This is a genomic window from Psychrobacter sp. H27 (assembly GCF_059072655.1).
Window position 1 is genome coordinate 654,492 of the sequence record NZ_JCACRX010000001.1, and the last position, 14,098, is coordinate 668,589.

9 protein-coding genes and 1 riboswitch are annotated in these 14,098 nt (G+C 43.6%); all 9 genes read right to left on the reverse strand.

Annotated elements, in window-relative coordinates:
• Positions 1-107 precede the first annotated feature (107 nt).
• Positions 108-719 carry a manganese efflux pump MntP gene (locus tag AC5JPY_RS02540; protein ID WP_493851994.1) on the reverse strand — a complete coding sequence of 204 codons (612 nt, stop codon included), beginning with the start codon at positions 717-719 and terminating at the stop codon, positions 108-110.
• Positions 690-858, reverse strand: a riboswitch (yybP-ykoY riboswitch). (Overlaps the previous gene by 30 nt.)
• 218 nt (positions 859-1,076) lie before the next feature.
• Positions 1,077-3,476 (reverse strand): TonB-dependent receptor, encoded by a 2,400-nt coding sequence (locus tag AC5JPY_RS02545; RefSeq protein WP_493851995.1) that lies wholly within the window; start codon positions 3,474-3,476, stop codon positions 1,077-1,079.
• 194 nt (positions 3,477-3,670) lie between these two features.
• Positions 3,671-4,324, reverse strand: coding sequence for an RraA family protein (locus AC5JPY_RS02550; RefSeq protein WP_493851996.1), 654 nt, complete (start codon positions 4,322-4,324; stop codon positions 3,671-3,673).
• A 77-nt stretch (positions 4,325-4,401) separates the two neighbouring features.
• Positions 4,402-6,546 carry an IucA/IucC family protein gene (locus AC5JPY_RS02555; protein ID WP_493851997.1) on the reverse strand — a complete coding sequence of 715 codons (2,145 nt, stop codon included), beginning with the start codon at positions 6,544-6,546 and terminating at the stop codon, positions 4,402-4,404.
• Positions 6,547-6,550: 4 nt separating this feature from the next.
• Complete coding sequence (locus AC5JPY_RS02560; RefSeq protein ID WP_493851998.1) at positions 6,551-8,509, reverse strand: IucA/IucC family protein; 1,959 nt, start codon at positions 8,507-8,509, stop codon at positions 6,551-6,553.
• Between the two features lie 115 nt (positions 8,510-8,624).
• Positions 8,625-10,109, reverse strand: coding sequence for an MFS transporter (locus tag AC5JPY_RS02565; RefSeq protein WP_493851999.1), 1,485 nt, complete (start codon positions 10,107-10,109; stop codon positions 8,625-8,627).
• Positions 10,109-10,711: a GNAT family N-acetyltransferase gene (locus AC5JPY_RS02570; RefSeq protein ID WP_493852000.1), complete on the reverse strand. Its 603-nt coding sequence runs from the start codon at positions 10,709-10,711 to the stop codon at positions 10,109-10,111. The genes AC5JPY_RS02565 and AC5JPY_RS02570 overlap by 1 nt, the downstream gene beginning before the upstream one ends.
• An 80-nt stretch (positions 10,712-10,791) precedes the next feature.
• Positions 10,792-12,186, reverse strand: coding sequence for a lysine N(6)-hydroxylase/L-ornithine N(5)-oxygenase family protein (locus AC5JPY_RS02575; RefSeq protein WP_493852001.1), 1,395 nt, complete (start codon positions 12,184-12,186; stop codon positions 10,792-10,794).
• 103 nt (positions 12,187-12,289) lie between these two features.
• Complete coding sequence (locus AC5JPY_RS02580; protein ID WP_493852002.1) at positions 12,290-14,098, reverse strand: IucA/IucC family protein; 1,809 nt, start codon at positions 14,096-14,098, stop codon at positions 12,290-12,292.

Here is a 14,098-nt window from a genome sequence, read left to right on the forward strand (position 1 = left end):
CCATTGATTCAGACAAGCTTTTTAAGGTCAGCAAGCGCTCTGCTTCTGCAAGTCAGTAATAGATTGATATCATCACTATCTGTCCGCAGTTGGCAGTTTTTATGTGGTTATTGAAGATGGCTTAATAAGATCCACGTGCCGATAGCGATCAGCATAAAACCACCAAACACTTCGGCTCTATGACCGATTAGTGAGCCTAATATCCTGCCTAACATCACGCCCAGCGTGACCATTACCGTGGTGGCTAAGCCGATGAGACCTGCCGCTAAGAAAATATTGACCTCTATAAATGCCAAGCTCACACCGACAGCCATCGCATCGATACTGGTACCAAATGCCGTTATAGCAAGTTTAAAGAACGAATGTCTACGCGGTGCTTCTATTGATTCGTTACTTGGCTTAAAGCCCTCATACAGCATATGCATACCGAGAGCAGCAAGAATAACAAAGGCGACCCAGTGATCCCATGCTTCAATGAAAGCAGTGTCTACAAAAGAGGTGGCAGAACGACCGATAAGCCAGCCAATGATAGGTGTGATGGCTTCAATAGTGCCAAAGATAACACCCATTCTCAGAGCTTCGGTAAAACGAGGATTTTTTAGATTTGCGCCTTTACCAATTGCCACAGAAAAGGCATCAGTAGACATAGAAAAAGCAAGTAAAAGAAGAGCAATAGGGTTCATTTGAGTATCTCTGGTCGAGTATAGAGTCCACGACATAGCCACACCCTCGACCTGCAGTGTAGATATATCGATGGTCTCGCCAACCGAGAGGTGTTCGTACCATGGCATGTGGCCAAGTATGTTGATACGGACGCTTTCGTAGAACGAAAACAGGCTACTCCCCAAAGAACGCTTAGACTACCATCTATACGCTATAAGTCAATCATAAAATATCAACCTAGCAAGTGTTTGACCTGATATGGTTAAAAACATATAGCGCTAGTAAATACTTACTGGCTACATACACCTATTAAAGCGCTATCAACATTTAATTTTTTATACTAAAAAACCTTTCATACTAAAAATTAGCACGAAAGGTTTTTAATACTGATACTTCTTGGACAATATTACTGTTTAGTAATCAACGGTATAGCTCAAACCATAAGTCGTACCTGAGGCAGGTAGGCGGTTCAAATCACCAAAGGTCGTTTGATGATAGACTGTTAAATAGTCTTTATTGAGCAAATTATAAACGCCATAGTCTACTCGGCCGACTGGCATTTTTACTTGTCCCAATATATCGAGAGTCATGTAACCTGTAACTGGCAATGCACTAGAGTCAGGATCTTGCTGTTGGTCTTTAAAAGCTTCATCATCACCGCCAATTGCTAATGCTTGCAGGCGAATATTGCTGCCTTCATCAAACTGGTACTGGGCAAATGCGGTACCTTTGAGCGGGGTTAGACGTACGGCATCCAATTCTAGCCAGTCGCCATCTTTATCATACTGACCACGGGTATAGGCCACACTACCGCCCACTTGCCACTTATCATTGATATCATGACTAAGCGAGCCCTCTACCCCATAGACACGCTCATCGGTATCGACAACTTCTACGGTATAGCTGTCAGTAAAGCGCACGACTTTGTCTGATTCGTTATAGAATCCACTCAAGCGTGCTGCTGTATCACCATGCTTGCCTTGCCAGCCAAACTCGTAGTTGTTGATCGCAATTGGTTGTACGTTGTCTGAGTTGACCACAAATCCTGCACGCACATCACGCAGCGCGCGTTGTATATCTGCTGTCGTAAACCCTTGTGAAAAATTGGCAAATACTTGATCATTTGGGGTTATTTGATAGCTGGTACCAAGGTTGAACAAGGTTTTGTCATGGTCGGTACTGCCTTTTTCTACGTCGCCTGCTTGATAGTCAATGCCATAAGCTGCGCTTGTCGCACTGATAGCAGAACTATTAAAATACTCTTCAAGCAGCTGCTCATAGATGGGCGTAAAGGTATCAGTCTCAGATTTGAGCTTTTGGTAACGTACGCCAGCACTGGTATGCCATTTGTCAGTTATATCTACGTCTGCATTGACAAAAGCGCCCCATTTATCGATGGTCGTATCTGGTCCACCGTTATAAGTAAGCCCATTGGTTTGGGCGGTCAAGCCATTACTAGCAAGGAACGTATTTAGGTCTTGACCGTAGTAAGTTTGCGCACTATTTTCGCGTTCGAAATCAGCACCGTAGCTAAACAGTGTCTTTTTTCCTACAATTTCCGTTTCGGTTTGCATGGCTGCTCGCAAACCCATTACTTCAATATCAGCTTCTGACTGAGTGACAAATGTTGCAGCACCTGCCAGTTTCTTCAATGTGTCTTCATCAGTTAGCCCATTGGCTTGCCATACCTCAGTCGCTTGGTCTCCTGCGGTTTTACCAGAAGGGTAAAAACGGCCTTTTTCATCTCGGTAGTAACCCGTCAAGCTTAAGCTAGACCCTGACCCCACAAAATCATCATCACTATAATTTAAATTTATCGAGCTTTTTTCGGTATATGGCTCATTTTCCACATTGGCACCATCAATGGCTTCTAAAGACGGGCTGGCACCAAATAATGCTGCCAAGCCATCACCGTAGTCTGGGCCATAGTCAGTATCTTGCTTATCTTTGTAATAAGTCGCTGCAAGATCAAGACGTTGGGTATCCGTTAGCTCTATACCTAGGCTACCATTCACACTCAGCGATTCAGTATCTTGTTGATCCGTTTGGTTCACATCTGGACTGATACGATCGCCATGGCTATCGAATTTGCCGCCTTTGCTATCATAGTCGACGTCTAGGCGACCATACATCCGCTCACCGCCATATCCTAACGTCTGCCCCACATGATAACCCAATGAGTCAGACTCGAAATCACGACTGCTACTGACACCCACTCTGGTCTGTCTGATAGGACCGTAACCTACGAGAGATTTGGTCACCAGATTAATCAAACCACCTGCTGCACCAGCACCGTAGATACTGGTAGCGCCCGAGAGTACCTCTACTCGCTCAAGCTGCGCAGGATCAATACTGTTTAACTCGCGTGAAAGACTGCGTGAGCTGCTCAGAGGTACACCATTTAGCAAAAACTGCACAGGACGACCGTGCATAGTGGTGCCATAATTACTGGTTGAGCCACTACTAGCACCTAGACTTGGAATCAGCTGTGCCAAAATATCACCAGTCGTACGGTCGCCTGTTGCCTGCACCTGAATCTCGTTTTCGGTGATTACTTGGGTGACTGATGGCATCTCACTGATTTTTTGTGCCAGTGCCGTACCTGTTCTCGCTTCAGCCGTAACATTGATAGTGTCTAAAGTCACATTAGGTGTCTCATCTGACGATAAATTTGATGCTGAATTTGACGTCAGTTCTTTCGAAATCTGCGTATCTAATACGGTATCCGCTTCACTGGTATTGGTTTGAGCATATAACTGTTGGCTAATGCAGAGGGTAAGAACAGATAGAGCGACTTGATGATGGCTTTTCATGATTGTTTCACTTAGATTGTTTCAATGAGTTGATAGATAAATAGTGGTATGAGTCATATTTAGCTAATATTACTGCATGTACTAACTTTGTGAATGATATTCTAAATGATAATCATTTTTATTTCCATATGTATTTTTACATTACTAGAGGGTGACGATTGTAGCTATCATAAGTTTAACTGTACAACTTCCCGTTAGGAATTTGATGAGCTATTGAACAGTTTATCTAACTCATCGTTACTATATGCCTCAAAAAATAGTTGGAACTTTACCTCATCCTCTCTATGCTTTTTTTGGAAATCTGGTAATAGCTGCTGTGCCACATTAATGGGCAACACGAAGATCCCGTCATTGTCCATAATGGCGATATCGCCTGAATAAATCGTCGTGGTCTGCTCACCAAAATGATAGGTGATATCCGATGCTAGCGTGCCTTGTATATGATCGCTTTTAAATGTGGTCACAGCACTGATACCTTGTGCAAATACAGGAAATCCCAATTGTTGAATTTGTACCGAGTCCGTTGCCTGTCCAATGACAATGACGGCGGATAGCTTCTCATAGATAGCGGCGCAAGTGCGCAGTGCTCCCCAACATGCCTTGATGCCTAATATTTGAGCATCAATACATAACACATCATTAGGCGCTGCTTGAATCAATGCCTGGTTAATCACATCCGTGTTGTCCGAGGTTAGTTGGACTGTTAACACTCGGCCGACTATGGTAGCCGTGCAGGGATTGAGTGCTTTGATATCTGGTAAATACCCTTCCTCAGTCAGATGACCAATAGTTGAAGTACCTATCTCTTTATAGCTATCTATAAGGTCGTGAATATCGATTTCAGTCATAATGTTCTCACTATCGCACTTTTTAGCTTTTTTGTTTCTCGATAACTTTTATCGCATTGTTAATTTCTAAGTAGCTATTAGTTAGTTAAATGGGTTCGTTGGCTAGCTGATTTTTTAACACGCCTGAACGGGTTGTTCGTCCTGCTTTCTCCAGCTGGCATACTGCCATGAGGATCAGAACCACGGGCAATAACGGGCAATAGCAATGTTTTATGTGGGTAATATGAATTGTTCAGTAGCTCGTCACGAAGTATCTGACGTTGATCATCATCAAAATCGATAGTCACCAAGGATTCCTCAATACTGGTCATTACCTCGTGCCACAGCGTCTCTTCATTGATATGATAGTGCTCAACCAACGACTCAATAATCGCTCGAATATTGACTAGCAATCCTAGCGACTGTAGATAAAATATCAGCGCTTTCGGCGTCTCGCGATATAGACGGTTTTTAAAATCTGGTGGGCTTAAATACTCAGGATCTGCTATTTGATGACGTGCCAACCATGGTAGATAAATACGTACGGAGTCATGATCACGCAATAACAGACTGGTAAAACGATTGTATTTTAATACGATAACAATATTTTGCCCGTGCATCTCAGGCGCAAACCCTAGGCGTAGACAGCGCAGTATCGTACCCAAAAACACGTCACAAAGATTTTTAAAACACGCTATGACAGCGGGTCTTTTATTCTGTGGCGCGCCTTCTTGAAAGCTGTCTTGAGCACTGTTTTGGCTAGTACTATGAATGCCCTCCTGAACAATGCCATCAAAAAAATGATGACTAACACCCTGCTTATAGACCAACATACCCAAGCTTGCCATGGTTAACAGTCGAATCGAATCGTCACACAAATCTGCTGGCAGTTGGCGTAGCATCGCGCCTAGATGCGTGGGCTTTTCTTGATAAAAGTAAGGATTTATAGCGCTTTTATCATGCAAATGAGAGGGCGACATGTAACCCCACCATAGACGTTCATCCCATAACCGTAGCTGTGCTGATAATACAGGGTCTATTGTTCTTGCCTGCATCAATATGGCTTGGTTTTTTTCGCCATTGATCAGCTTGAGGGCTGGCAAGTAGCGCTTTGAGTTCAGTGCGTACACACCTATAGGCAGCTTAATACTATTTGGCGTATTAGTATCAATCAGCATACTGCGCATGGACGAGCTGGCATAAGTGATGAGCGCTTCAAAAGTCAGGGCGACAACTGTGCCACTGGCAAGATCGTCAGCATACATGTCATCAACCACATGAGTCATTTGCCAAGGGTGTACGGGCATCGCAATGTGCGTATCCGCTATTCCTTTGTCATCTAGCTCTCGCATCAAACTCTGCTGCTGCGTAGTGTCCAAAAGATAAGACGCTGGATTTTGTATTGTCATGTCTTGAACATGCTCTGCCACCATGACATGGCTTTTGGCAATGGCGACCCATACCAGCGTGATAGGCTGATTAAACTCTGCCATATAGCGTTTGTATTCTGTTGCCGTAAAGCCCAATTTACCTTTTGCCAGTGGATGAAACGGACGATCCATCAGTGAGGCCCACTGCTCCGCTGCAATCAAGGTTTGATGCCAATGCGGATACTGACAAACTGCCGTTGTGATGTTTGCTGCTACGGACTGTTGCTGAGCTATAAAAGAAGCCTCTAAGCTCTCTTTTAGCTTTAAGACACCGACGTCAGATAAGCTGGTACTGTCCATCATTGATAAAAAAGTATCTAACAAGTGCTGTGCTGAGCTTACTGGCTCTAGCCAAGCATTTTCTACATAATGGTTGTTATTGAGATTGCTATCAACAGTGTTATTGATATTGCCCTTAAGGTTATGTATGACAGGCAGACAAGATTTAGACAATCGCCACGGTGATGCGTAAGCAGGCTCTACCAATAGTAATAACTGTCTATCTTGGTCAACCTGCATCACCATTAACGTGTTGTCTTGGTCAAAAAAATCTTGATATTGCTGTGGCAATGACTCTAAAAGTAGCGACGCTAAAAATTGATGCGCATCTTGAGCTTGAGTCGTCTGATGATTTGCTAAATACTCATGGGTGGTTGTCACTTGAATAAGTTGCTCATCCACCCATTGCTCTAATAGAGAACACTCTACCAAATGACTAATCAGCGACCATTGAATGGCCTCGATATTTGGCTCAGGGTTTGCATCAAGGGAGCTTTTTTTCACAGGGATTTGCACAGGGAATAAGGTATACATCGTCTTACCCCCGACTTTTAAACAATGGGTTGTTGATGTATTTAATCGGGAATGCTTTATCTCCGAATAATCGGCGCTTAGCCAATGACTCAATGCGCGTTTGTTCAGCGAATACATCAAACAAGTCAAACCGTACTTGATGCTCTGGATGAGATTTTTGATAGTCGGTCACGCAGTCAGCAACCTGCTGCCAAAATGCAACTTCAGAATAGTTATAATGCGTCTGCATAAAAATCGCAATGTCTGACAACGCCACAAAAAACAAGCAAGCAACCGTCATATCCCGAATGCCGTCGGTATCTTCGGTCTCGATGAATGAGCCTCTATTTAAGGCCGCATGAGCAAATGGCAAGCTACAAAAATCTGGACGCAAGTGTTGTTGGGTTAAGTGCTCAGGTGAATAACGAACCCCATCATGCAAATCTTTTAATAATATATTTATGGGATAGCCATCTTCATGTACCAAGACGATGTTTTGCGCATGGCATTCTAGTGCCACACCATAACCAAATAAGATATGTAATAAAGGGGTGATAGTGACCTTAATTAACTGCGTAATCCATGTTTCTACACCATATTTGTCAAGCCAAGGTGCTATCAAATGTGAGCCATCAGCATTGACATAGCTGACACCATTGAGCGGAAATGCTGTTTGACCTTTTGATAGATATTGGTTCACGTTTTCTCGCCAAATCGCAGCTAGCCCGCCATACATATTTGGATGCTGATAGCCGCGCGCACGTAACGCCTCATGGTCTAGACTAACGCCAACGGTCTCACCTAAAAACGCAATAGGTAATGCTTGGGCGGTCTTGTCACCTGCAATCAGTTGGTTTAACCACGTAGTGACAACAGCGGCATTCATCACGGTATGCTTTGCCAATATTCGCGTGCTTGAGGTATTAATCAGATGCATACTTAGCTTTAGGTAGGCTTTATCATTAATAGTGTCATTGCTACCATTGTCATCGCCATTTCCAAGCATCGTCAATGAGCGAATAGACTGCTGAGCACGGTACTGATGACCTGCATCACCCAAATAGATAACCTCTTGCGTGGCAAGTAATGGTTGTAATGCTTGAATCAAGGTGTTTTGCCATTGCCAAGGGTGCGCAGGTATCAGGCAATAGTTATTAGCCGTCTCGTCTACTTCATTACTAGCTGTACCTTCGTCTTGCTTATTTTTGGTTGTAAATACTTCTGTGAGTTTGGCATTGAGGGCAGAAAATTCATCCGCACCTATATAATCTTTTACCCATTCATTTACAGCGATACCAGTAGTGGTATTGCTCACCATTAGCTCTTTTTTGACCGCCAACCATACTACGCCGATGTTTTGATCAAACTCTGGACCATAGTCATAGTTATCTTGCAAATCAAAACCAATACGAGACTTAAAACACGGATGATAAGGATGCCCTGCCGTCAAATAGCCTTCGAGTTGCTCGTAAGTTAGCGTATCAATAGGCACAGGCATATTGGAAGCCAGTATCTGAGATTGTGTTTCGTTCACTAAGGTATGGCGCAGCTCTTTGATAAAGCTGTCTTTTAGCTCTGCACCTTCAATATTGAGCAAGATATCACTAATCACATGCTCAAGAATGGCGTCTTGGGCAACACCATTAACCACTCGCTGTACATTCAGCTCATTCAAACGAATGATGTCAAAACTGTAATGAACATAACCTTGTGCGGTATAACTGATATCATCACCTACTTTGATAACAAAATTCAGCAGCGTCTCATTATCAGCACTGTCATGAGCGTTGTTCGCACTTTCAAATTCAAAATCAATAATATTTTCATATAACAATGCCTGTAGCAATTGCTTGATCACTCGTTGCTCAGCGCGTGCCATAATTTTAGAATCGACAGGCACTTGCCACGGTTTAGTCGCATAAGTAACGTCAGTACTATGATGGCTATTATTGTTTTTGGTAGAGTTTGCTAGATTATTGGTCATAGATATAAGCTTCCTGTCTAAAAATCGAATCGAATCAAATAAAAGTATAAATTTAAAGCGAATGATAATTATTTACATTAATAAGTTAAAGTAAACCCCTATACGGGGTATTTATTTATGGGGATCGTGGTAATTTGCACGCTGAAGGAATCGTGAGCAATAAAAGCACCGCGATTACTACCAGTATTTCTTGGATCGCGCTCGCCATACCTTGGCTACTGCCTGCTGCTAATAACTGCGCACCTCGACTGTTTATATAAATGGTGGACAGCGTGATAAATATGGTAGAGATGATGCGGCGACTGATATTATTAAGTGCGGCACCTTCAGTGACTGATTCTTTGGGTAAACTACTAAAACCAACCGTCGTGGTCGGCAGATACGCCAAACCCACTCCAATACCGCGCATACTCATAATCAGCATGAGCAGCCAAAGCGTTGGCTGATACAAGCACCATGCCAGCATCAAGGTAGATAGAGCGCTAATCCCAATGCCCACGATGCCAATCCCTCTGGCACCTTGCTTATCTACCTTCTTGCCAGCGTAATGCGTGGTGATACTGGCTATGAGCGTCGCGACCATCAGAACAATACCTGTCCATAACGCACTTTCGCCCATCACATCTTGTATCAACACGGGCAATAGCAAGAGACACAGCATCAAACCGACTGTTTGGCTAATGCTAATGATATTGCTGTGCAAATAGGTTTTATTGTTAAACAAGCGCACGTTCAATAACGGGTGACGCTGACGACGCTCATATGCCCACCAAACCATTGCAGATAGTAAAAATCCGACAGACAATAAACCCAATGTGGCTATCTTTAATAAGCCGTCACTGCTGAGTAACCCACCAGTAAAATCTATTTTCAGCGTGCTCAGCCAAACCATCATAGCCAGCAGCCAAATGAGCAAACTGACAAACCCGATAGTATCGAAAGGGCTTTTTTCATCATTTGAGCGTATGTCAGGAATTAGGCGCCATACCATCGCCATGACTGCCGCACTGAGTGGCAAGGTAATGGCAAACAGTGTCCACCACGCAAACTGCTCAACCAAATAAGCCCCTACCAAAGGGCCAAACGCCAACGACATCATAATAACAATGCCCCATAGCGCCATTACTCTGCCATGCTGCTGCTTCGGATAAATCTGATACAGCATACCAATAGATAGTGGAATAATCAGACCACCACTCAGCCCTTGTATGGCTCTGGCAATGATAACAAAGCTCATACTAGATGCCAGCATGCCAATGGCTGAGCCCAGCATAAACCCAAAAATTGCCGCCAAATAAACATGCTTAAAAGGGAACTTTTTGTTTAAATAGCCACTCAGCATCAGCCCCACACTCATGGCTAAGACATAAGCATTTAGCACCCAGCCGCCCATCACAATATCGACATCAAACACCGACATAAAGACAGGAATTGCTGGATTGAGCGCACTATTACTAAAACTCACCACCGTACCGCCGAGTAGTAATGTCAGTAATACCTGCTGCACCTTTTTATCGTTCAAACCATGACTGCTACTCTTAGAGGCTTCGTTTATAGGCGACTCATTGGTAAATGCCCTATTTATAGGAGCGTTGCTCATTAAGCCGTAGTACCGTAGAAATTCAGATAACCTCTAGATTCCAAAAACTCATCGCGATTGCAGAAATACAATGAGGCGGTCTTTTCTGGCATATCAATCAGACGTTGTACGCGATAAGCAAAGCTATCAGCAATCCACTGATATACCTCAACCTTACTATCCGGCTCGACCACAATTTTCTTGGCTTCAGTATGCTCAAATATAAACTTGCTGATCATCATACCCGTTGGTTTTAAATAGCCTTTGCCAACCACCGCCGGATCCCCAAGTAAAATATGCCAACCCATATCCGTCTCTTTGGCTTTGTAATACTGAGACAAGCGATCACGAGCCGTTTCATAAATCTCTGTATAGCCAATCGGCTTATCATCACAAAGTATCAGGTAGAGACGCTGATGATCATCGGCCAGCATTTTTTCAAAATGTGTTTTTAGCTGCGGCATTGGGAGATGAAGCTGCCACTGATCAACCACATGCTCGGCATGCATCCACTTATACAGCAATGGCATATCATCTGGGTATTTGACAGGTCTCAACGCAAACGTCTTTTGATAAGCCTCAATGCTAAAAGTGTCGGGCAGGTTTTGGGTGATGGTCGGCATGACTTGCTCCTAGTTATTATTTTGCTATGTGGTTAGTGTTCTTTAATATCGTTTCTGTTAAATATAAGTTTTATAAAACACTACGCGCCAAATTTTTGAAATACTTTTAAGGCATCAGTGTCGTAAGTCTGCTCACCTGTCAACTGATTGATGATGCACCCTGCTCGATAAGCACCCAGCCCCAAGTCTGGTGACCCAACACCATGGGTATGCACCTCTTGATTTTGTACAAAAATCTTGCCATTAGTCACAATATCTTTTTGATGCGTCAGCACATATTTCAGTACATAGTCTCTATCAATGACTGGCTGATCAAACTCATCGTGTGCGATAGCAGGCAGTAGCGTATTTAAGCACTCAGGCAGACCGTAACGATAGCCTGTACCAGCAATCACACAATCATACTCAGCAGTAAAATCTTGATTCTGTTCACGCTGTCTAACCACCAGTTTTATAATATCTGTCGGCTCTGGATCTTCTAGCATTGTTGTCAGAGTTGACTCAATTACTTCACAGTTGGACAGCAACGTCGAATGCAGATCTTGATTGGTAATACTGCGCTCATAGAGACGGTGATAAATATCGCGTATGGTTTCAAATCCCATGCCTTTATAGAGTAGGTCTTGCTTGGCAGTGACTTGGGGCTTGGTTGCTGAGTCTAAATGATAAAAGTAATCTGTATAAGCCGGGCTAAAATGCTCTAAACCTAATGGGGAGTATTCCATGGGGAAAAACCCTGCCGAGCGAGTCATCCAATCTAGCTGAAACTTAGGGTCGTCATTAGTACTATCATCGCCATCAAACTGTTGATCAAACAGCGTTCGATATACCTCTGCTGAAGACTGCCCAGACCCCAACACTAACACTTTGGTCAGTTTGCCTTCATTCTTGGTGCTATTCACATCAAGGCTACTCGCATTGAGGCTGTCCAAATCAAAATTGTCTGCAAAATGAGCGGTGTGCATACAGCGGTTAGGCGCTTGTTTGGCAATGTCTTGCAACGATGGTGGTAGCGTGGCCTGTGTGCCCGTTCCTATGACTAAATTTTTAGCATGATAGGTGTTTTGCGTGCCTTGCTCATAGACGGTCACTAAAAACCCATCATTATTGTCGTCAAACGCCACATCGATCACTGCCGCATCAAAGCTCAAGCTAGCCAGCTGCTCTGCTACCCATTGGCAATAGTGGTTATACTCTTTACGATAAATTTTAAACTCTTCTAAAAAGTAAAACTTAAGCAATCGCTGCTGAGTATGCAGATAATTCAAAAAAGAATACGGACTGGTTGGGTCTATCAATGTCACCAAATCTGCCATAAAAGGCACTTGCAGCGTGGTGCTCGGCAATATCATGCCTTTATGCCAATTAAACTCAGCCTTTTGCTCAAAAAACTTGGCGGTTACGTCGGTCTTTGTCAGTAATGCCGCCAAACTTAAATTAAACGGCCCTACGCCAATTCCAATAATATCTAACACTGTCGCCCCTTAGTGATTTGGTAGTTACGTTAATTCTGGTGTTCGTTTCTATCGAACCCCAATTTATATCGTGTGCTTATCTTTGCCATCACAATATGATTTGCTACGTCATCATAGGGTTTGGGATATCGACATAAATAGACTGGGTCTCAACAGGTGCGGTCAGCTCATCGAGCGCATAGAGTCTGGTGAGTAGATTGCCCTTGAACGGCAATGTAGGGCTGCGCAATAGCAAGTCAAATAACGGACGATGTGGGTATTGTTGCTCTAATGCCATTAAACACGCTTTAAATATCGTGATTAATGCCTCCTCATTCACAAGCTGAGTACGAGCAATAGCAGTGATAAGACCAAATATACTGTTACCAACTAGATAATAGGCAAATCTTGAGTCGGCAAAGTCTTCTGGAATGACACACTCTCCTTCGCTAATAAGCTCGGGGTAAGCATCAATGAGCGGCGTGGCATACTCAGCAATATAGCCAAATCCTTGATTGTCTCTGGCCCAAAACTTAGTAGGATAGCCGCCTGTTAGCTCAACGAGACTGTTTTGCTGATGTACCTCAAAACCAATACCATGCTGATAATACATATGAATAAGCGGTATAAAACCAACTTGCAAATAAGTGTCAAACCACTGGACAGCCACCTGTTCTAAAAGCTCATCTGTCTGTTTATGGATAGACTTAAACAGTGTCTCTAAGCGATTGGTAAGACGGGTTGGATGGTCTTGGCTTAAGCTGGCAAGATTGGTGACTTGCGCATCCTCTGTGAAAGGGTTGTCACGTAAGATACAAATGGTCTCATCAATGATTTTTCCATCGATACGTAAGGCAATCCAAGCAGGGTCATTCAATACCGCAATCGTAGGATACTGGGTTTTGAGCTGAGTACCATAGTCGCTACGCCAGATTCGGCAGGCATGCATACCGCGTTTGCATTCTTTGGGCAGGTTAATCCGCACCGAATTGGTAATCGCCACAGACAGCGACAGTTTAAACATCCAAGGCGCATCAAAGGCCGCTAGCGTGCGTACTGATGTCGTTGGATGCAGATACCAACCGAGCTCGCCCAAGTTAAACAATTGGCCTTGTTCTAGCAGCTTTTGATACCACGGCTGCTGCTGCAAAAACCTGGCTTGCCAGGGGTGCAGTGGCAACAGCTTATAGTCTGGATGCTCATCCACAAGTTGCTGTTGATAGCCACTCATATCAGCTTGTAGCTTTGATTTGAGCGCTGTGGTAATGCTATCCCCATCTACGAATTCTTCTGCAATGCAACTGGGGTGCACTAGCCAATAATGCAGCTGGGTTTTGCTACTGGTCTCGGGCGCATACTTCGCCCACTCATCACCATAAAATCCTGCGCGGCCTTTGGGTGTGGGGTGCATAGCATGACCGTAAATAAGGTTTTGTTCGGTTTGAATAAAGTCTTGCTGATAGTCAACGATGTCATCAATCTCATCATTACGATGCTCTAAGATAGTCTGCAGCCCCTCATAACTCTCAATCCAGCGCTTTAATACGCCATTGGCATCTAGCGTCGCTTTATCTTTATAACGATGCACAATATCTTCAATAATCAAAGATGCCAAACTCATAGCAGAGGACTTTGTCCATTGGCTATTTTGTAATGAGACATCCGTTTGATTGTTTGATAGCTGCTTATTTAATATAAGCGGCATGTCTGCCAAACGATGCTGACCTAATTGACTCACTCTATCAATAGGTACAACCATTACCGTGTTTAAAGGCGCTAGCTTTAGAACTAATAGTGGCTTATTCTGTGAGGCCTGCTTTTGTATATCGTCTTGCTGCGCTAAGGCAATAATATCGCCGCGCCCAGTCTCAAAACAGTAAGCATTGATTAGATTTTGTAGTGTGAGTCGATCAAGCGTTCTATGCTGCATCAT